Annotated in this window: 16 protein-coding genes; 13 read left to right on the top strand and 3 right to left on the bottom strand. The window is 62.2% G+C overall.

Annotation, left to right across the window (positions count from 1 at the left end):
* Nucleotides 1-51 precede the first annotated feature (51 nt).
* The 10 genes from ccmI (at nucleotide 52) to AO692_RS33620 (ending at nucleotide 11,583) form a co-directional block, all read left to right on the top strand.
* Complete coding sequence (gene ccmI / locus AO692_RS04600) at nucleotides 52-1,179, top strand: c-type cytochrome biogenesis protein CcmI (RefSeq protein ID WP_054308861.1); 1,128 nt, start codon at nucleotides 52-54, stop codon at nucleotides 1,177-1,179.
* A 3-nt stretch (nucleotides 1,180-1,182) separates the two neighbouring features.
* The gene (gene ccmE / locus AO692_RS04595) at nucleotides 1,183-1,626 is read left to right on the top strand and encodes a cytochrome c maturation protein CcmE (protein WP_054308860.1); all 444 of its coding nucleotides are present in this window, start codon (nucleotides 1,183-1,185) and stop codon (nucleotides 1,624-1,626) included.
* Nucleotides 1,627-1,637: 11 nt separating this feature from the next.
* The gene (locus AO692_RS04590) at nucleotides 1,638-3,623 is read left to right on the top strand and encodes a heme lyase CcmF/NrfE family subunit (protein ID WP_054308859.1); all 1,986 of its coding nucleotides are present in this window, start codon (nucleotides 1,638-1,640) and stop codon (nucleotides 3,621-3,623) included.
* Entirely contained in the window at nucleotides 3,620-4,087 is a 468-nt protein-coding gene (locus tag AO692_RS04585; RefSeq protein ID WP_054308858.1) for a cytochrome c-type biogenesis protein, read from the top strand. Before AO692_RS04590 ends, AO692_RS04585 begins: the two co-directional genes overlap by 4 nt.
* Nucleotides 4,088-4,218: 131 nt before the next feature.
* Nucleotides 4,219-5,736, top strand: coding sequence for a Do family serine endopeptidase (locus tag AO692_RS04580; protein WP_054308857.1), 1,518 nt, complete (start codon nucleotides 4,219-4,221; stop codon nucleotides 5,734-5,736).
* 192 nt (nucleotides 5,737-5,928) lie between these two features.
* Nucleotides 5,929-6,606 carry a response regulator transcription factor gene (locus AO692_RS04575; protein WP_054308856.1) on the top strand — a complete coding sequence of 226 codons (678 nt, stop codon included), beginning with the start codon at nucleotides 5,929-5,931 and terminating at the stop codon, nucleotides 6,604-6,606.
* A gap of 6 nt (nucleotides 6,607-6,612) precedes the next feature.
* Nucleotides 6,613-8,088: a HAMP domain-containing sensor histidine kinase gene (locus AO692_RS04570; RefSeq protein WP_054308855.1), complete on the top strand. Its 1,476-nt coding sequence runs from the start codon at nucleotides 6,613-6,615 to the stop codon at nucleotides 8,086-8,088.
* Between the two features lie 11 nt (nucleotides 8,089-8,099).
* Complete coding sequence (locus tag AO692_RS04565) at nucleotides 8,100-11,066, top strand: bifunctional [glutamine synthetase] adenylyltransferase/[glutamine synthetase]-adenylyl-L-tyrosine phosphorylase (protein ID WP_054308854.1); 2,967 nt, start codon at nucleotides 8,100-8,102, stop codon at nucleotides 11,064-11,066.
* Between the two features lie 62 nt (nucleotides 11,067-11,128).
* Nucleotides 11,129-11,416: a hypothetical protein gene (locus AO692_RS33625; protein ID WP_244483253.1), complete on the top strand. Its 288-nt coding sequence runs from the start codon at nucleotides 11,129-11,131 to the stop codon at nucleotides 11,414-11,416.
* Nucleotides 11,413-11,583, top strand: a complete 171-nt coding sequence (locus AO692_RS33620; protein ID WP_244483252.1) for an EF-hand domain-containing protein — start codon at nucleotides 11,413-11,415, stop codon at nucleotides 11,581-11,583. Before AO692_RS33625 ends, AO692_RS33620 begins: the two co-directional genes overlap by 4 nt.
* Nucleotides 11,584-11,696: 113 nt before the next feature.
* On the opposite strand, the gene AO692_RS04555 is transcribed toward AO692_RS33620, so the two are convergent.
* Nucleotides 11,697-14,015 (bottom strand): ATP-binding protein, encoded by a 2,319-nt coding sequence (locus tag AO692_RS04555; RefSeq protein WP_054308853.1) that lies wholly within the window; start codon nucleotides 14,013-14,015, stop codon nucleotides 11,697-11,699.
* A gap of 173 nt (nucleotides 14,016-14,188) precedes the next feature.
* Nucleotides 14,189-16,831 (bottom strand): aminopeptidase N, encoded by a 2,643-nt coding sequence (gene pepN / locus AO692_RS04550; RefSeq protein ID WP_054308852.1) that lies wholly within the window; start codon nucleotides 16,829-16,831, stop codon nucleotides 14,189-14,191.
* Between the two features lie 156 nt (nucleotides 16,832-16,987).
* Between pepN and AO692_RS33085 the strand changes: the two genes are divergently transcribed.
* Together AO692_RS33085 and AO692_RS04545 are read left to right on the top strand one after the other, a co-directional pair.
* Nucleotides 16,988-17,128, top strand: coding sequence for a hypothetical protein (locus AO692_RS33085; protein WP_161808040.1), 141 nt, complete (start codon nucleotides 16,988-16,990; stop codon nucleotides 17,126-17,128).
* The gene (locus AO692_RS04545) at nucleotides 17,125-18,075 is read left to right on the top strand and encodes a DMT family transporter (protein ID WP_244483251.1); all 951 of its coding nucleotides are present in this window, start codon (nucleotides 17,125-17,127) and stop codon (nucleotides 18,073-18,075) included. Before AO692_RS33085 ends, AO692_RS04545 begins: the two co-directional genes overlap by 4 nt.
* Here the strand turns inward: AO692_RS04545 and AO692_RS04540 are convergent, their stop codons facing one another.
* Nucleotides 18,076-18,894, bottom strand: coding sequence for a helix-turn-helix transcriptional regulator (locus tag AO692_RS04540; protein ID WP_054308850.1), 819 nt, complete (start codon nucleotides 18,892-18,894; stop codon nucleotides 18,076-18,078).
* 203 nt (nucleotides 18,895-19,097) lie between these two features.
* On the opposite strand from AO692_RS04540, the gene AO692_RS04535 reads away from it, so the two are divergent.
* Nucleotides 19,098-19,487: a hypothetical protein gene (locus tag AO692_RS04535; RefSeq protein ID WP_054308849.1), complete on the top strand. Its 390-nt coding sequence runs from the start codon at nucleotides 19,098-19,100 to the stop codon at nucleotides 19,485-19,487.
* The last annotated feature ends 66 nt before the right edge of the window (nucleotides 19,488-19,553 follow it).

The raw sequence follows: 19,553 nt of genomic DNA, 5'->3' as shown, positions 1-19,553 counted from the left end.
CGCAGGACGCTTGTGTTGGCAGGATGAAGCGGGACCGCTATTGGAAGTTCCATGCTGTTTTGGGTCATAGCCGCGGTGCTGACGCTGGGTGCGAGCCTGGCTGTGCTGTTGCCCCTCGCCGGGGGCGCGCGCGAACGGGATTCACAAAACGCGCATGATCTCGAAGTCTATCGTGACCAGCTCGGCGAAATCGATCGTGATCTGGAGCGTGGGCTTATCCAGCCGGCCGAGGCCGAGCAGGCACGCGCTGAAATCGGTCGCCGCATTTTGCGCCTCGGCAGCAACGAAAACACGGCACAGGCTTCCGGCTCGGGGTCGAAAGTCGTTCGTGGCTTGTCTGTCATTGCTGTGCTGGCCGTGCCGCTTTTGAGCTGGGGTATCTATGCGCGTCTCGGTTCGCCCGACCTGCCGTCTCAGCCTTTGGCGGAGCGCCTTGCGAAAAACCCCGCAGACAGTTCGGTTGACGAACTGGTGGCGAGAGCGGAAGCGCATCTGGTCAAAAACCCCGCCGATGGCCGAGGCTGGGATGTTTTGGCCCCGATCTATCTGCGCATCGGCCGGTTCGGCGATGCCGTTACCGCCTACCGCAACGCCATCCGGCTCGAAGGAGCGAGCGCAGCCCGTCAGACGGGTTTGGGCGAGGCAATGGTCAATGGTGCCGGTGGCGTCGTTTCCGCCGAAGCACAGGCGGCATTCGAAGCGGCGTTAAAGCTCGAACCGAACGACCCGAAAGCAAGTTTCTATCTCGCGCTGGCGTTTTCGCAGGAAGGGCGCAAGCCGGAAGCGGTTGCAACGCTTCAGAAATTGCAGGCGACGTTGCCTGTGGATTCACCCTGGAGCAAGGCAGTGGAACAGGCGCTTGCAAGCGTGGGCGCCAATCCGGCTCCATCCGCGAGTGGTCCGTCGCAGGACGATGTCGCTGCGGCATCGTCGCTGTCCGATGAGCAGCGCGGCGCCATGATCGAGACGATGGTTGCCAGCCTCGATGAGAAGCTGAAACAGAACCCGCGCGACACGGAAGGATGGATGCGCCTCATTCGTTCTTATGCCGTGCTCGGCAAGACCGACGAAGCGCGTGCCGCGCTCCGGCGCGGCATCGCGGTTTTCGGCGCCGATAGCGCGGAGGCCAAGCAGTTCACGGCGTTTGCCGGCACACTCGGCCTCGCGGCAACGGAGTAGGTGATGACGCGCAAGCAGAAGCGGCTGTCGGTGATCGTGGCGGGGCTGGGCTTCCTGGCGCTGGCCGCGGGACTAACCTTCTACGCGCTCGGTCAGAAGGCCTCGTATTTCTATATGCCTGGCGATCTTGCCGCCGCCAATCTGGCGCCGGGCCAGCGCATCCGGCTCGGCGGGCTGGTGGAAAAAGGCACGATCGTGCGCGGCCAGGGCACGACGGTTTCTTTCGCCGTGACCGACACGCACGACGCGGTCAAGGTGACCTACACAGGCATCCTGCCGGATCTGTTTCGTGAGGAGCAGGGTGTCATCACCGAAGGTTCATTTGGCTCGGACGGGGTTTTCGTGGCCGATAGCGTGCTGGCCAAGCATGACGAACGCTACATGCCCAAGGAAGTCGCCGACGGGTTGAAGGCCAAGGGCGTGTGGCAGGAAACACAAGTTAAATAGCGAGCATCGCCATGGTTGAGATCGGTCATTTCGCCCTGGTTCTGGCTTTCGCGCTGGCACTGATCCAGACCATCGTGCCGCTGGTCGGCGCCCGCCTCGGCAACGACCGCATGATGGCCGTGGCAGCCCCGACAGCCATCACCGGCTTTGCGCTCACCGCGCTTTCCTTCGCGGCCCTGATGGCCGCCTATGCCGGCTCCGACTTCTCGGTCGTCAATGTCTGGGAGAATTCGCACTCGCTGCAGCCGATGATCTACAAGATCACCGGAACCTGGGGCAATCACGAAGGCTCCATGCTCTTGTGGGTGCTGATCCTGGCCTTCTTCGGCGCTCTGGTCGCAGCGTTCGGCGCCAATCTGCCGGCCAGCCTCAAGGCCAATGTGCTGGCGGTGCAGGGATCGATCGGCGTCGCGTTCTTCCTGTTCATCCTGTCGACGTCCAACCCCTTTACCCGGTTGATCCCCGCTCCGGTCGAAGGGCGCGACCTCAACCCGATCCTGCAGGATCTTGGGTTGGCGGTGCATCCGCCGCTGCTCTATCTCGGTTACGTCGGCTTCTCCATCTGCTTCTCCTTCTCGGTCGCCGCCCTGATCGACGGCCGTATCGATGCCGCCTGGGCACGCTGGGTTCGGCCCTGGACGCTGGTTGCCTGGATCTTCCTCACCGGTGGTATCGCAATGGGCTCCTACTGGGCCTATTACGAGCTCGGCTGGGGCGGCTTCTGGTTCTGGGACCCGGTCGAGAACGCCTCCTTCATGCCCTGGCTGGCCGGTACAGCGCTGCTGCACTCCGCCATCGTCATGGAAAAGCGCTCTGCGCTGAAGATTTGGACGCTGCTGCTCGCCATCCTCACCTTCTCGCTGTCGCTGCTGGGTACTTTCCTGGTGCGGTCCGGCGTGCTGACCTCTGTCCATGCCTTTGCCACCGACCCGTCGCGGGGTGTCTTCATTCTGTGCATCCTGCTCTTTTTCATCGGCGGCTCGCTGGCGCTGTTTGCGCTGCGCGCGTCCTCTCTGACGGCAGGCGGTCTGTTTCAGCCGATTTCGCGCGAAGGCGCGCTTGTGCTCAACAACCTCTTCCTGACCACCGCGACGGCAACCGTACTGGTCGGAACGCTCTATCCGCTCGCCCTGGAAGCATTGACGGGAGACAAGATTTCAGTTGGTGAGCCGTTCTTCAATCTGACGTTCGGCCCGCTGATGGTGCCGCTTTTGCTGCTGGTGCCGTTCGGACCGCTGCTGGCCTGGAAGCGTGGCGATCTGTTCGCTGCCGCCCAGCGCCTTATGGCGGCTTTCGGGGCCGCTTTGCTGGCGGCGATGGTCACGCTCTTCCTCGTCGACGGCGGTTCCGTCCTTGCTGCTTTCGGCACCGGCCTTGCCGTCTGGCTGATCATTGGTGCCGCCACCGACCTTGCCATGAAATCGGGTTTCAGCTCTGTGGCGTTCCCGGTCATGCTGCGCCGCTTCATCGGATTGCCTCGTTCCGTCTTTGGAACCGCGCTTGCCCATGCCGGCCTCGGCGTAACCCTGATCGGCATGGTCGGCACGCTGAACTTCGGTGAGGAACATATCCTGACCATGAAGCCGCAGCAGACGGTCGAGGTCGCCGGCCGGACTGTGCGGTTCGATGGAATTCAGCCGATGAAGGGGCCGAATTTCAACGAGGATCGCGCCCACTTCCAACTGATCAATGCTGGCGGCCAGGTGACGGGTACGATCAATTCGTCCAAGCGCTTTTATCCTGCTCGTCAGATGCCGACCACCGAGGCTGGCATCAAGACGATCGGTTTCAGCCAGCTTTACATCGCGCTGGGTGATGAATCTGCCGACGGCTCGGTCGTTGCGCGCATCTGGTGGAAGCCGCTGGTGACGCTGATCTGGCTGGGTGGCCTGGTCATGATGGTCGGCGGCACAATATCGCTTGCCGACCGGCGCCTGCGCGTCGGTGCGCCGGCCAAACGCAAGAGCAAACCCGCCGCAGTGGCTGGCGCCTCATGAAGACGCGCCGTTTTCTTGCTGGCTTGCTGCTGGGAATGGCCCTGCTGACGTCGGGCAGCGCGTTTGCCGTAAAGCCGGATGAGATGTTGTCCGATCCGGCGCTCGAGGCCCGGGCACGTTCGCTGTCGGCCGGCCTGCGCTGCATGGTCTGCCAGAACCAGTCGATCGACGAATCCGATGCCGACCTGGCACGCGACCTGCGTGTCCTGGTGCGCGATCGCTTGAAAGCCGGCGACAGCGACAAACAGGTCATCGACTATGTCGTCTCGCGCTATGGCGAGTTCGTGCTTTTGAAACCGCGTTTCGAATGGCGCACTGCTTTGCTCTGGGGCGCGCCAGTGCTGCTGCTCTTGGTCGGTGGGGTCTTCATGCTGCGGGCGACGCGTCGGCCGAAACCGTTGGAAACGGCCGGGTTGAGCGCGGACGAAAAGGCCAAACTCGACGCGATTTTGAAGCGCGACTGAGCGCATTTTCGCGCATCTGGCCAACATTACCAAAGTTTCATCTCCCGGAAATGAAGCGGTAATGTCGTCTTCTCTATCTGTTGTCTCGAAGGATGCCGCTTGAGCGTCCAATTCTAGAGGACAACGGATCGATGATCACTACCCCCACTTCCTCCCGCACCCGTTCACGCCTTGCCGCTGCCGCCGCTTCGCTGGCGATCGCCGGCGCCATCGGCTTCGGCGCGGTGACCACGAGCCCGGCCCCCGTTTTGGCCGAGGCCGTCAATGTGCAGGCCCCGCAGGTTCCGGGTTTCGCCGATCTCGTCGAGAAAGTCTCGCCGGCCGTTGTTTCGGTTCAGGTCAAGTCCAAGGTCCAGCCGGCTTCCGACGAAGGCGGCCTTCCGTTCGACGCTCCCGACTTCTTCCAGGACAACCCACAGCTCAAGCGCTTCTTCAAGGAGTTCCGTGGCGGCCCCAACGGTCAGCGCTTCCAGCATCGTGAAAACCGCAACCGGGAGCCGCGTCCGGTGGCGCAAGGTTCCGGCTTCTTCATCTCCGAGGACGGCTACATCGTCACCAACAACCATGTTGTCGACGGCGGTACCGCCTTCACCGTCGTCATGACGGACGGCAAGGAGTTCGACGCCAAGCTGGTCGGCACCGATCAGCGCACCGACCTGGCGGTGCTCAAGGTCGACGCCAAGGACCAGAAGTTCACCTATGTCGAGTTCGCTGACGATTCCAAGGTTCGGGTCGGTGATTGGGTCGTTGCCGTCGGCAATCCTTTCGGCCTGGGCGGCACCGTTACCTCCGGCATCGTCTCGGCCCGTGGCCGCGACATCGGTGCCGGCCCCTATGACGATTTCATCCAGATCGACGCTCCGGTGAACCGCGGCAATTCCGGCGGCCCGACCTTCAATCAGAGCGGTCAGGTGGTTGGCATCAACACTGCGATCTTCTCGCCTTCGGGCGGCAGCGTGGGCATCGCCTTCGACATTCCCGCCTCCACCGCCAAGCAGGTCGTGGAAGTGCTGATGAAGGGCGGCTCGATCGAGCGCGGCTGGCTCGGTGTCGAAATCCAGCCGGTTACGGCTGATATCGCTGAATCGCTTGGCCTGAAGGCTGAAAAGGGCGCGCTGGTTTCCGGTGCTCAGGACGACAGCCCTGCCAAGAAGGCCGGTATCGTTGCTGGCGACGTCATCACCCAGGTCGACGGCAAGGATGTCGCGACCACCAAGGAACTGGCTCGCCTGATCGGCGCCTACCAGCCGGGCAAGTCGGTTGATGTCACCGTCTGGCGTGGCGGCAAGGCAGAGACCGTCAAGGTCGATCTCGGCAAGCTTCCGAACGGCGACAAGGTAGCGTCAGCTGGCAAGCCGTCCGAACCGTCGGGCGCCAACTCGCTGGCTGATCTTGGCTTGACCGTCACCAAGTCCGAGGATGGCAAGGGGGTGGTCGTGACCGATGTCGATCCCGATAGCGATGCCGCCGACCGCGGTATCCAGCCGGGCGATATCATCACCGCTGTCAACGCCCAGGAAGTGGCCGGAGCTTCGGACATCTCCAGTGCGATGAAGGAAGCCCAGAAAGCTGGCCGCAAGCAGGTGCTGGTGCAGATCAGTCGCGAAGACACCAACCGCTTCGTGACGCTGCCGGTCGCCAAGGGCTGATCGATCCGGAAAATATTGCTTCCGAAACGGTGGTGTCGCACCCCCGGATCGCCGCGAAGGAAGCATGGTCGGCGTGTCAGTCAGTAGTGTCCGACCTCCGCGGCAGCGGGGCTCTTGTCCCGCTGCCGCAAAATTACAGGGTGTCCAGAGATGTCTGCCGCAACGGCTTCGGAAATTGCGTATAACGGCTCCATGAAGATTCTGCTCATCGAAGACGATCGGGAAGCCGCCGACTATCTGGAAAAGGCCTTCACCGAAGCTGGCCATACTGCCCATGTCGCCGGTGACGGCGAAACCGGTTTTGCCCTGGCCGACAGCGGCGACTACGACGTCATGGTCGTCGACCGCATGTTGCCGCGCCGCGACGGACTTTCAGTGATCGCATCCCTTCGCTCGCGCGGAAACACCACGCCGGTTCTCATACTTTCCGCACTCGGTGAAGTGGATGATCGCGTTACTGGCCTGCGCGCAGGGGGCGACGACTATCTGACCAAGCCTTACGCCTTCTCCGAACTCCTGGCACGTGTCGAGGTGCTGAACCGCCGCGCCGGCGTGAAGGAGAGCGAGACGGTTTACAGAAGTGGCGATCTTGAACTCGATCGGCTGTCCCATTCGGTCAAGCGGGCAGGCAGGGAAATCGTGCTTCAGCCGAGGGAATTTCGCCTGCTCGAATATCTGATGCGTCATGCCGGCCAGGTGGTGACGCGCACGATGCTGCTCGAGAACGTGTGGGATTATCATTTCGATCCGCAGACCAATGTCATCGACGTCCATGTGTCGCGGCTGCGCGGAAAGATCGAGAAGGGCTTCGACAAACCGATCCTGCATACCATCCGCGGCGCTGGCTATATGCTGAAGAGCGGTGGTTAGTCCTCAATGGCTCTAACCATGCCAGCCATCATGAAGACGACGGCGGCGCGCCTTTCCGCCCTGTATCTTCTGCTGTTCGCGATCTGCGCGGTCCTGCTGGTCTTCTACATGACCTCGCTGTCGGCGCGCATGCTGACGGCGCAGACGCAGGAGACAATCAACGAGGAGGTGGCCGATCTGGCCCGCTCGTACCAGCGCGGCGGCCTACCGTTCCTCGTGCGCACCATGGAGCGGCGTTCGCGTGCGCCTGGCGCCAATCTCTATATGATCGCTGACCCGAACGGCGAAGTTCTGGCTGGCAACGTCCAGAGCATCGAGCCCGGCGTGATCGCCCGCGAAGGCTGGACGGAAATCCCGTTCTCCTATGAGCGCTACGGCGAGAGCGGCGGCGAGCAGGCACGGGGCGCGACCGACAGCGGCAAGCCTTCCGCGCAGGGACAGACACCGGCCCAGATAAGACGCAACAAGGGCCATGACGCCATAGCGCTTGTCGTGCGGCTGCCGAACCAGATGATCCTGCTGGTCGGTCGCGATCTCGGCGAGCCGGAACGGTTCCGCAGCGTCGTGCGCAGGGCGCTCACCCTGACGCTCGGCATGATGGGTTTGGGTGCGCTGCTGATCTGGTTCCTGGTCGGCCGCACGGCGTTGAAGCGTATCGACAATGTGTCGGAGGCGAGCAGCCGCATCATGGGCGGCGATTTATCGGGCCGGCTCCCTGTCACCGGAGCAGGCGACGAATTCGACCGCCTCTCGGAAAACCTCAACGCCATGCTTGCGCGCATCGCCACCTTGAACGAGGGCTTGAAGCAGGTTTCCGACAACATCGCCCACGATCTCAAGACGCCGCTGACGAGACTGCGCAATCGCGCCGAGGCGGTACTGTCGGGCAAGCACAGTGCTGCCGACTACAAGGCGGCCCTCGAAGGCACGATCGCCGAATCCGACCAACTGATCAAAACCTTCAACGCCATCCTGATGATTTCGCGACTGGAGGCTGGATACTCATCCGAGAACACGACCCAGGTCGATCTCGCCGCGACGGTGCGTGATGTCGTCGAACTTTATGAACCGGTCGCCGAGGAAGCCGGCGTGGGCCTGGAGGCCGATGTCGCCGAGCCCTATCTGATCGAAGGCAATCGCGAACTGGTCGGGCAGGCGCTTTCCAACATCGTCGACAACGCCATCAAATACTCGACCGACGCGACCTCGAAGCCGGCGGTCAAGGTTTCGCTCGAGCGCGTTGCCGGCAAGATCAAGCTGACCGTTGCCGACAACGGCCAGGGTATTCCGGACGATGCCGACCGTGCGCGCGTCACGGAACGTTTCGTACGGCTGGAAAAGAGCCGCTCGCAGCCGGGTTCCGGGCTTGGACTCAGTCTCGCCAAGGCAATCATGAAATTCCACAAGGGCACCCTTGATCTGCAACCTGCCGATCCTGGACTATGCGTCGTCATGAGCTTTCCGGAGCGGGAAGCTTCGTAGGGGAGAAACGGATGACGGCAAGTGCTGCGGCAGAGCGGGACAAGGTGGATTGGCGGCTGGAGCTGAAAACCAGACTCGCGCCACTCGACGCTGGGCATGCGCGTGAGGAACTCGCCGACATCGCCGCAGCGGCCAAGGAGGATGAGTTACCGCGTCTGGCGAAATTCCTTGCCGGCAAGGGAGCAGCGCAGGATTTCCTGGCTGCCGTCTTCGATCTGTCTCCGTTCCTGCGTGATCTGGCTCGGCGCCGCCCGCAGATACTCGATGCGCTGTTCGGGAAAACGGTCGAACAACGGCTTGCCGCAATCACCGAAGCCATGGGGGCTGCGGCGCGCGCCGAAAACGTCTCCGAACAGAGTTTGATGATGGAGTTGCGCCGTCTGAAGGCAGAGGCGCATTTCCTGATCGCTGTGGACGATCTGGGCGGTGTGGCCGAGACGGTACTGACCGTGCGCCGGCTTTCCGATCTCGCCGATGCTTCGATCCGCGCAGCTGTCGATTTTCTGCTGCGCGATGCTCATGGACAAGGCAAGCTGAAGCTGGTCGATCCCGAGAACCCGACGCTGAAATCCGGCTGGGTCCTGCTTGGCATGGGCAAGCTCGGCGCCCATGAGCTCAACTTCTCGTCCGACATCGATCTGGTCGTCTTCTTCGATCCAGAAGCGCCGGCGGTGATCGATCCACTGGACGGCACCGAATTGTTCTCGCGGCTGACCCGCCGCTTGGTCCGTATCCTGCAGGATCGTACCGAGCACGGCTACGTCTTCCGCACCGACCTCAGGCTGCGGCCCGATCCGGGATCGACGCCGCTGGCTATCCCGGTGGAAGCCGCACTGACCTACTACGAGGGCAGGGGACAGAATTGGGAGCGTGCCGCGATGATCAAGGCCCGGCCCGTGGCCGGCGATATCGCGGCAGGCGAAGCGTTCCTGAAGGAACTCCAGCCCTATGTCTGGCGCAAATACATGGACTATGCGGCGATCGCCGACGTCCATTCGATCAAACGCCAGATCCATGCCCACAAAGGTCACGGCGAAGTGGCTGTCAAAGGCCACAACGTCAAGCTCGGCCGCGGCGGCATCCGCGAGATCGAGTTCTTCGTCCAGACCCAGCAACTGATCGCTGGTGGCCGGTTTCCGGAATTGCGCGGGCGCGAGACGGTGCCGATGCTGGGCGAACTCGCCGAACGCAGCTGGATCACCACCGAGGCACGCGACGTTCTCGCCAATCAATACTGGTTCCTGCGCCGCGTTGAGCACGCCATCCAAATGGTGGCGGACGAGCAGACCCACATGCTGCCGGAAGATGATGAGGGACTGGAGCGTATCGCCCATATGCTGGGCTATAAGGATGCCGGGACGTTCGCTGCGACCTTCCGCGCAGCCCTGCAGCAGGTGGAGGGCCATTATGCGGCCCTTTTCGAGGCGGCGCCCGAACTGTCGGCCGGCGTCGGCAACCTTGTCTTCACCGGCGACGTCGACGATCCCGATACATTGCAGACTTTGCATCAGCTGGGCTTCCAGCGGCCGAGCGATATATGCCGCGTCATCCGCACCTGGCATTTTGGCCGCTATCGCGTGACGCGGTCGGCCGAGGCGCGCGAACGTCTCACCGAACTTACGCCGGCATTGCTGGAGGCCTTCGGCAAGACGCGCCGCGCCGACGAGGCGTTGATGCGCTTCGATGAGTTCCTGTCCGGTCTGCCGGCGGGCATCCAGCTGTTTTCGCTGCTGCAATCCAACCCTGGGCTGCTTCGCCTAATGGCGACCATCATGGGTGCGGCGCCCCGGCTGGCGGCGATCATCACCCGCCGTCCGCATGTGTTCGACGGTTTGCTTGACCCGGCCTTGCTGACTGAATTGCCGAACCGCGCTTACCTCTCGGCGCGTCTGGCGGCCTTCATCGATGGCGATCGTCCCTATGAGGATGTGCTCGACCGGCTGCGCATCTTCGCGGCCGAGCAGAAGTTTCTCATCGGCGTGCGCCTGCTTGCTGGCTCCATCGATGCAACCCGCGCCGGCAGGGCTTTCTCCGATCTTGCCGACCTCACCATCGGTGCCGCATTGCAGGCAGTGATGGACGAGTTCGCTCAGCGTCATGGCCGCGTGCCTGGCGGCAGGGTGACGCTTCTGGGCATGGGCAAGCTCGGTAGCCGGGAGTTGACCGCTGGTTCCGATGTCGACCTGATCCTTCTCTACGACCATGACGAACAGGCGGAAGAGTCCGACGGCGAGAAGCCGCTGGCGCCGTCGCATTATTTCGCACGCCTCACGCAGCGCCTGATTGCCGCCGTTTCGGCGCCGACTGCCGAAGGCGTGCTCTACGAGCTTGATCTGCGGCTGCGCCCGTCCGGCAACAAGGGGCCGGTGGCGACCCATGTCGATGCCTTCCGCAAGTACCAGCGCCAGGAGGCCTGGACCTGGGAGCAGATGGCCCTGACACGGGCAAGGGCGGTTGCCGGTGACGAGGCGCTTTGCGCCGAGATCGAGGCGGAAGTGGGCACCATCCTCGCGCAGCCGCGCGATCGCGCCAAAGTGGCAGCCGAGGCCGTCGAAATGCGCAAGCTGATCGAGCAGGAAAAGCCGCCACATGACCTGTGGGATATCAAGCTCGTTCCTGGTGGCCTGATCGACCTGGAATTCGTCGCCCAGGTTGCGACCATCACCGGCCAGCTCGAAGGCGATGCGCGCACGCCCGGCACCGCCCAGACGCTGGCGCGGCTAGCGTCCAGCTTCGCCGATCCGGAAGTGAAACAGGAGCTTAACGACGCATATTCGCTCTATTTGGCGGTCACCCAGATGATCAGGCTATGCCTGACCAGCACGTTCGAACGCGATGACGTGCCGCCTGGGCTGGTCGATCTTCTTTTGGCAGCAACCGATCTGCCGGATTTCACGGTGCTGGAAGCGCACCTCAAAGAGACGTCGCGAAAGGTCAGGAAAGACTTCGACCTTTTGCTGCGTGGGAAACGTTCGTGAGGAACTGACGCCTCAGAGCCGTTTCCGAAGCATCGGGGGTGACGATGCAACAGGAGAAACCGATGAAAAAGTCGACGAAACTTGCCTTCGCATTTGCGACCCTTGCCGGCCTTGTTGGAACCACCGCCTATGCCGAACAGAACAAGGGCGGCGACATGCGTGACGGCACGCGCTGGCGTCTTCAGAAGGCCCTGAAGGATTCTGACGGCGGCATCACCTTCGATCAATTCTCGGAGGCGATGAATCCGGAGTTGAAAAAATCCTTGCCGACAATGGTGGCAAGGTCACCGTCGAACAGCTTGCCGCAGCGCTTGAAAAGGCGCGTTTTGAGCGCAGGGCCAAGCGCATGATCGAACGCTACGACAGCAAGGGCGAGGGTGTGCTCACCCAGGAGGACGTCACCGCGCACCAGAAGAAGATGTTCGCGCTGTTCGACAAGAACAATGACGGCAAGATCGAAAAAGCCGAATTGCCGAAGCGCGGCGGTCGCGACCATCGCCAGAGCGAGGTTGAGTGATCTTCGCTGAAGATTGCCCGGCGGCGGTTGCCGCCGGGTGTTCTCCGTTTTCTCGCATGATGCTTATCCGAAAAGCCTGCAGCTTTTGCTTTGCTGCCCTTTCGGGGGGCGGCTTAGGCCGCCGCCCGAACCGGTTGCGGAGCTTTCCGAAGGGGGATGCGCACCGACACGATGGTGCCAGCCCCTTCCGTGGAGCGAATTTTCAGCGCGCCGCCATGCAGTTCGGCCAGGGAGCGTGAAATGGCGAGCCCAAGGCCCGAGCCGGTGTGGTTCTTCGAGAACTGGTTCTGCACCTGTTCGAATGGGCGACCGAGCTTGCCCAGCGCTGTCTTTGGAATGCCGCAGCCGTTGTCCTCGATAGTCAGCGTCAACGCACCTGACGCATTGCGCGCCTTCACCACGATATGCCCACCCTGGCCGGTGAACTTGACCGCGTTGGAAAGCAGGTTGATGACGATCTGCTTGATGGCGCGCCGGTCGGCAACCAGCGACAGGCTGTCGGCGATGCGCGTTTCCACGGTGATCGCCTTCTGAGCGGCCTGGAGCGAGACCACTCGCACCGTCTCGGAGATCAGCGGACCGAGATCGATCTGCTCCCGTTCGATCGAGAACTGGCCGGCCTCGATCTTCGACATGTCGAGAATGTCGTTGATGACGCCAAGCAGGTACTTGCCCGATGAATTGATATCGGTGGCATATTCTTCATAGCGCCCCGAGCCCAGCGGCCCGAACAGCGCCTGTTCCATCAATTCCGAGAAGCCGATGATCGCGTTGAGCGGCGTGCGCAGTTCATGCGACATATTGGCCAGGAATTCCGATTTCGCCTGGTTGGCGGCCTCTGCGCGGTCCTTTTCGCGGATATATTTGCGGTTCAGCTCTACCAGTTCGCGCGTGCGCTCTTCTTCCGCACGCCGGGCGAGACTGAGATCGTGGATGGTCGCCATCAGGCGCCGCTCGCTGTCCATGAGCTTGTCCTGATGCTGCTTGATCTGTGTGATGTCGGAACCCACCGACACTGTGCCGCCGTCGCGTGTCTTCAGTTCGTTCACCTGCAGCCAGCGGCCGTCGCCCAGCTGGCGCTCGATGGTGATGCCGCCATTCGGGCCATTGGCGTTGGCCAGCCGCCGCTCGGATGCGAGGGCCAGCATGCGCTCTTCGATCTCGGTGCGCGGTGTTCCAGGCATGACGCTGCGGTCGGAGAGACCGTTGTCGTGCTGGAACTTGGAATTGCACATTACCAGCCGCTCCGACGTGTCCCACAGCACGAAGGATTCGTTGATGTTCTCGATTGCCGTGCGCAGCCTGAGATCCGCGGCTTCGGAACGCAAGACCAGGTGCCGTTGCTCGGTCACGTCGACGGCGATACCGATGAGCTGGATTTCCGGGGCGTCCGGATCCATCACCTGCGCTCTGGCGCGCATCCACACCCACTGTCCGTTGGCATGGCGCATGCGGAAGACCTGGTCGATCTGGTCGATCTCGCGCGCTACGATGCGCTCGGCCAGTTCGAACAGATTGCCGTCCTCGGGATGGATGATCTCGTCGACTTCGCCAAAGGAGAGCATGGTCTCGCAAGGCTCGTAGCCCAGCATGTCGTACATGGAACGCGACCAGTACATCTTGCCGCGGACCATGTCCCAGTCCCAGAGGCCGCAGCGGCCCCTGACCAGCGCCATATCGATGCGCTGCAGGGAATCCCCCAGGATGCGGTCGGCGCTTTTGGCGCGCGTCACCTGGCAGAAATAGGCGTAGAGCACGATCAGCAGCACGCCTGCCGTGAGCACGAAGAGCGTCACGTTCAGCGAAACGGCCTTGCGCCACTCCAGGAACACCGCCTCCTGCGGAACGAGAACGGCGGCAGCACCTTTGCCGTCAGGCCTGAGGTCGACGGCGGCATACCATTCGGCATCGCCGACCCGCACGTCGAGCACGCCGGCGCGTTCGCCGAACAGGAACAGCGGCTGACCACCGGAAATGACGCTGTCGAGCGCCTGGCCCTGCCAGCGTGTCGATTTCGGCGAAACCGCCAGAACCTTGAAGTCCCGGTCGGTCACGGCAAGGATATGATCCGCGTTGAGCGAACCTTGGCGCACCGCATCTTCGAGCAGTTCCTGCGGATCGGTGGCGGGCGCGGCAGCGCCTGCCTTGGCGAGTTCACCGGCGGAAAGGGTGAGAATTGTCTTGGCGTTGCGTTCGATATCGTCGTGCCAGCTCATCATCGACAGGAAGCGCAGGCAGGCCACGACGATCAGGAAAAGGATGATCAGGGAAGGGATCAGCCGGCGCAGCACCGGTTCGGCGGCCAGCAGCTTGCCGTAGGCGGGACCGGCGATCAGCCGAGCATTGCCGATCAAGGCACTGCTGCGGCGCGGTCTGCTGCGCCACTCAAAAGCTACCCGTCCGGGCGCGCGCAACGCGTCCGCCTTGGCCATGCAATGGCTCTCCCCGAAATTTTCCCCGATGATGATCCGGCAACACCGTACTTCCGAATCGCCATTAAAGAATCAAAGGTGATTCGCCTTGTCCAGTGGGGGAGCGAAAAAAGATTGAAGATTCAGTAAATCGGCCGACGTTTTGAGCGCCGGCCCCCGATTTCGACCTTCAGCTAGGCCAGCGTGCGCTCAACGATGTCTTTCAGGTCGGCTGAAAGCTTTTCCTGTTTGAGGATCGACACCAGCGCCTCTCGTGCCTTGCCCTGCCGTACGGGTTCCAGCGAGCGCCATGACCGCATCGCTGTGGCAAGCCTTGCGGCAACCTGCGGGTTGCGCTTTTCGACCTCGAGGACGATGTCGGCGAAGAAACGATAGCTTTCCCCATCGGCACGGTGGAAGCCGGTCTGGTTGGCGCCTGCAAAGGTTCCGATCAGCGCGCGTACGCGATTTGGATTGCCGATCGAAAAGGCCGGGTGTCTGGTCAGCGTTCGGACCGTCTCCAATGCGCGCGGTCCCGGCACGCCAGCCTGGATGATGAACCATTTATCCATCACCAATGCATCGTTCGAATACTGTTTCTCGAACTGTTTCAAGGCCTTGTCGGCCTGGGCGGAATCAGTATGACGGTGAGCGAGAACGGCAAGGGCCGCTGCCCTGTCCGTCATGTTGGTGGCGTGGTCGAAGTGATCGGCGGCAAGGTCGGCGCCGCCAGGCAGCAGCGCAAGGTAGTCAAGCAGAACGTTGCGCAACGCGCGCCGGCCGGCACCGTCCGCATCGGGCCGGAACGGCCCGCTGTCGCGCAACTCTTCGTAAAGATGCCTGAAGCCCTGTTCGTTGGCCGCGGCTATGGTGCGGGCGCATGCATGACGCGCCTCCAGGATGGCATCGGGGTCGATCCCCTTACCGATCTCGCGCGCGATATCGGCTTCGCCCGGCAAGGTCAGCGCCAGCGCCCGGAACGCCGGCTCCAGCGATGTATCCGCGGCTATGCGCCCGGCCACGGCACTGAGATGGTCGCCGAATTCCGGCTGCTTGCCACCAAGGATATTGCGAAAAGCGGCGACGAGAGCGTCGGTGAGCAGTGTGTTGAAGGCCTGCCAGCGCGAGAACGCATCGCTGTCGTTGCCTGCGAGGAAGATCAGGTCTTCCGCCTTCTGTTCCAGCGAAAGCGTGATCGGGGCGGAGAAGCCGCGGTTCAGCGAAAGCGCAGGCCGCTCGGCGATGCCGGTGAAACGCACCGACTGGTGCCGCTTGCGCAGGTGGATGACACCGTCCTCGACTGTTGCGCCTTCGGCGCTGCTGTACGGCAGATCCCTGCCGTCGGCTCCAACAAGGCCGAACGCCAGCGGGATGTGCATCAGCCGCTTGCGGCTCTCAGACGGCGTCGGAGCAAGCGACTGCTCGATCTCGAGGGTGAACGTGCGCGCGTTCTGATCGTAACTGGAACCCACCGTCACATGCGGTGTGCCGGCCTGATGATACCACAGCGCGAATTGGGAGAGGTCGCGGCCTGACACGTCCTCGAACACTTTCAGGAAATCATCGATGGTGGCAGCCTCGCCATCATGGCGCTCGAAATAGAGGTCCATCCCGGCACGAAAGGTGTCCGCGCCCAGAATGGTGCGGATCATGCGTACCACTTCCGAGCCCTTTTCGTAGACGGTCGCGGTGTAGAAGTTGTTGATCTCGCGATAGCGGCGCGGCCTCACCGGATGCGCCAGCGGCCCCTGGTCTTCAGGGAACTGGTGGGCGCGCAGCGTGCGCACCTCGGCGATGCGCTTGACAGGGCGTGAACGCTGATCGGCCGAGAACTCATGGTCGCGATAAACCGTCAGCCCTTCCTTCAGACAGAGCTGGAACCAGTCGCGGCAAGTGATTCTGTTTCCTGTCCAATTGTGAAAGTATTCATGCGCGATGATCGCTTCGATATTGGCGAAATCGGCATCGGTCGCAGTCTGCTCGTCGGCCAGAACATATTTGTCGTTGAAGATGTTGAGGCCCTTGTTCTCCATCGCGCCCATGTTGAAATCGGACACGGCAACGATGTTGAAGACTTCGAGATCGTATTCGCGGCCGAACTTCTCTTCGTCCCATTTCATCGAGCGCTTCAATGCGTCCATCGCATAGCCCGCAAGCGCTTCCTTGCCGTGCTCCACATAGATGCCGAGATCGACCTTGCGTCCCGACATGGTGGTGAATTCATCGGCCACCCTGCCGAGGCTGCCGGCGACAAGAGCGAACAGGTAACTCGGTTTCGGGAAGGGATCGTGCCAGACGGCGAAATGCTTGCCGCCGGCGAGATCACCATGTTCGATAGGGTTGCCGTTGGAAAGTAAAAGCGGCGCCTCGGCGCGGTCTGCCTCGATGCGCACGATATAGACCGACAGGATGTCGGGCCGGTCCAGGAAATAGGTGATGCGGCGAAAGCCCTCTGCCTCGCATTGCGTGCAGTAGACGCCGCTTGAGCGGTAGAGGCCCATCAGCGTGCTGTTCGTCGACGGGTTCACATCCGTTTCGATGGTCAGCCGGAAGGGCTTGGCGGGTGGCGCGAAGATGGTCAGTTGGTCCGGTGTCGCGGCATAATCATCCGTGCCAAGCACCTTGCCATCGATCGAAACGCCGACGAGCTTGAGTCCGTCGCCATCCAGCACAAGGGCCGCTCCCGCAGCCACGCCTTGCCTGCGTTCCATGGTAAGCGTGGCGGTAACTCGGGTCGCATCCGTGGAGAGCAAGAAGGTCAGCTCGGTCTTTGGGATCAGATAGTCGCTGGGACGATAATCTTCGAGCCTGAAGACCTGGCCGGTGTCTGTGCGCATCCGTCGATTTTTCCTGATGATTTCGGCGTAGCCAGCATCCGCTGGGGCAATATAAAAGAGGTTGCGGCTCTTTACACGAAACCGTCCCTCGACAAAACTACCGGCACGCTTATCTCCTGGCTCTTCCAGCCTTCTCCGATCCCCTATGAGGTTGCCATGACTGTCGTCACCCCCAGATTCGGGATGGGCGCTTCGGTTCGTCGGGTCGAGGACAATGCCTTCATCCTTCGCGATTTGCGATCGAGCGTTACACCGGCGCGCATCCGGTGGGCGATGCGGGACGCCGACATGCAGTGACGTCAAATACATCTTCCGTCCAGCCGCGCACGCTGTTCGGCATCACCCTGAAGATCCTGTCGGTTTCGGTGTTCGTGGCAATGTCATCGCTGATCAAGGCGGCTGGCGAACTGCCTGCCGGCCAGATCGTCTTCTACCGTTCCTTCTTCGCCATCTTCCCGATCCTGGTCTTCCTCGGTTTCCGGCGCGAATTGCGCACGGCCTTTTCCACCAAACGTCCACTTAATCACGTTGCGCGTGGCGTGGTGGGTGTCTGCGCCATGGGTTTCGGCTTTTTCGCCTTGACGCGCCTGCCCCTGCCGGAAGCGATCACGCTCAACTATGCGCAGCCCCTGCTGGTGGTGGTGTTCAGCGCCATCTTCCTGCGGGAGACCATCCGCATCTACCGCTGGGGCGCGGTCGTCGTCGGCCTCATCGGCGTTGTCATCATTTCCTGGCCTACGCTCACCTTGCTGCGTTCCGGTGCCGCGCTTGGCGACCAGGAAGTGCTGGGTGTGATTGCCGCTTTCATCGCGGCGGGGATCTCGGCGGTTGCCATGCTTCTGGTGCGAAGCCTTGTGCACAGCGAACGCACGGCAACCATCGTTTTGTGGTTCTCGCTGACAGCCAGTATTCTGGCGCTGCTGACCATTCCGTTCGGCTGGCAGGCGCTGGCGACCAGACAGATCGTGCTGCTTATCCTGGCCGGCTTCTGCGGTGGGCTGGGGCAGATCCTGATGACTTCGGCCTATCGCCATGCCGAAGCTTCGGTCGTGGCGCCGTTCGAATACACCTCGATGCTGCTCAGCATCGTCGTCGGTTATCTCGCCTTTGGCGATGTGCCGACACTGCATATGCTGGTGGGCGGTGCGATCGTGGTCGCCGCCGGCCTTTTCATCATCTGGCGCGAGCGGCAACTGGGTCTCGAGCGTGCGGCAGCGCAGAAGGCCTCGCAACCACCCGGCTGATCAGGCTTGCCCTGCCGCCTTCGCCCGCTCCAGCGCGAGACGGCTCAAGGCCTGCCGTGTTTCTTCGTCAGCGGGAAAGAAGGTTTCGATCGCCAGTTCCGAAAGCGTCACGTCGAGCGGCGTGCCGAACACCGTGGTCGTACTGATGAAAGACAGCACCGTGTCGCCAAGCCGCAGACGCAAGGGATGGACGATTGCATTGGTCTCCAGCCTGGCCGGCCGTGTACTCGAATGGACGGGGTAGGCGCGCAGTTCCTCCTCGAGCGCTTCGAGGACTGGGTCGGCCGAGGCCTCGATCTGCTGTTTCAGCCGTTCCAGAAGATGTGCGCGCCATTCGGCCAGATTGGCGATGTTTGGGGCGACGCCCTTGGGATGCAGGCTGAGCCGCAGCACATTCACCGGTGCTTGCAGCAGGGACGGGTCACTGACGCCCGCGAGCATCGGGGCAAGGGCGTCGTTGGCGGCGACGAGATTCCAGTGTCGGTCTACGGCCAGCGCAGGAAAGGGCTCATGTCCCTTCAGCACGAGTTTCACGGCGTCCATTGCCGGCGCGAGATCGGGATCGGTCAGCGAGCGTTCGCCAAAGGAAGGCGCGAAACCGGCGGCGAGCAGGATCTGGTTGCGCTGCCTCAGCGGCACCGACAGCTGTTCGGAGAGCCGCAGCACCATGTCGCGCGATGGCATGGCGCGGCCACTCTCGACAAAACTCAGGTGCCGCTGCGAGATTTCGGCTTCCATGGCGAGATCGAGCTGGCTCATGCGTCGGCGTGTGCGCCATTCGCGGATGAGAGAACCGGCGGAAGTCTGGGTCGTGTTCATGGAAATCCTGCTTGTCGAACGAGCGGCGGCTGCCTGTGCGCTTTCGCCTTGGAGGCGATGCGGTTCGGGATGGCTGCAAATCTATGACTTGCGAAAATTCATTTCCATTACCTGACGCGTAATCGCCGCTGCCGAACCAGCCTGTCAATCTCCACTCATCAGATGCCGGACGGTCCGCAGCATCGTGAGACAGGAGAAAGACCATGCAGATTTCCGTTTCCCCGTTCCTTCGCAATGTGCTGCTGCTCGACGCGCTGGCGAGCGGTGCGACTGCGATCATCCTGCTTGGCGGTGCCCATATGCTGAGCCCGCTGCTGGATATTCCCCAAGACCTGCTGTTCTGGGCAGGTGCTGTGCTTGTTCCTTTCGTCTTGATGGTGCTCGCGGTTTCGCGCCGGCCGACCGTGTCGCGCACCATGTTGGTCGAAATCATCGCCATCAATGCATTGTGGGTCGTCGCCAGTTTCGGCCTGTTGGTCTCCGGTGTTGTCTCGCCGAACCTGCTCGGTATTGCTTTCGTCAGCGCTCAAGCCATCGCCGTGGCCCTGTTCGCCGAACTGCAATATGTCGGCCTGCGTCGCCAGGTGGCTTGAGAAAAGGCGCATGCCTGAGCGATTTGAGCAGCTCATCTGCCCGGGATCGTGACAATCCCGGGCAGA

It is taken from the genome of Mesorhizobium sp. 1M-11 (assembly GCF_001303895.1).
Lineage (GTDB): Bacteria > Pseudomonadota > Alphaproteobacteria > Rhizobiales > Rhizobiaceae > Mesorhizobium.
This window is presented reverse-complemented; position numbering and strand designations above follow the sequence as displayed.

Coding starts and splice junctions, on each gene's coding strand:
- AO692_RS04555 (WP_054308853.1), bottom strand. CDS start 14,015: ATGGCCAAGGCGGACGCGTTGCGCGCGCCCGGACGGGTAGCTTTTGAG.
- ccmE (WP_054308860.1), top strand. CDS start 1,183: ATGACGCGCAAGCAGAAGCGGCTGTCGGTGATCGTGGCGGGGCTGGGC.
- pepN (WP_054308852.1), bottom strand. CDS start 16,831: ATGCGCACAGACACCGGCCAGGTCTTCAGGCTCGAAGATTATCGTCCC.
- AO692_RS04565 (WP_054308854.1), top strand. CDS start 8,100: ATGACGGCAAGTGCTGCGGCAGAGCGGGACAAGGTGGATTGGCGGCTG.
- AO692_RS04590 (WP_054308859.1), top strand. CDS start 1,638: ATGGTTGAGATCGGTCATTTCGCCCTGGTTCTGGCTTTCGCGCTGGCA.
- AO692_RS04585 (WP_054308858.1), top strand. CDS start 3,620: ATGAAGACGCGCCGTTTTCTTGCTGGCTTGCTGCTGGGAATGGCCCTG.
- AO692_RS33625 (WP_244483253.1), top strand. CDS start 11,129: ATGAAAAAGTCGACGAAACTTGCCTTCGCATTTGCGACCCTTGCCGGC.
- AO692_RS04535 (WP_054308849.1), top strand. CDS start 19,098: ATGCAGATTTCCGTTTCCCCGTTCCTTCGCAATGTGCTGCTGCTCGAC.
- AO692_RS33620 (WP_244483252.1), top strand. CDS start 11,413: ATGATCGAACGCTACGACAGCAAGGGCGAGGGTGTGCTCACCCAGGAG.
- ccmI (WP_054308861.1), top strand. CDS start 52: ATGCTGTTTTGGGTCATAGCCGCGGTGCTGACGCTGGGTGCGAGCCTG.
- AO692_RS04580 (WP_054308857.1), top strand. CDS start 4,219: ATGATCACTACCCCCACTTCCTCCCGCACCCGTTCACGCCTTGCCGCT.
- AO692_RS04575 (WP_054308856.1), top strand. CDS start 5,929: ATGAAGATTCTGCTCATCGAAGACGATCGGGAAGCCGCCGACTATCTG.
- AO692_RS04540 (WP_054308850.1), bottom strand. CDS start 18,894: ATGAACACGACCCAGACTTCCGCCGGTTCTCTCATCCGCGAATGGCGC.
- AO692_RS04570 (WP_054308855.1), top strand. CDS start 6,613: ATGGCTCTAACCATGCCAGCCATCATGAAGACGACGGCGGCGCGCCTT.
- AO692_RS33085 (WP_161808040.1), top strand. CDS start 16,988: ATGACTGTCGTCACCCCCAGATTCGGGATGGGCGCTTCGGTTCGTCGG.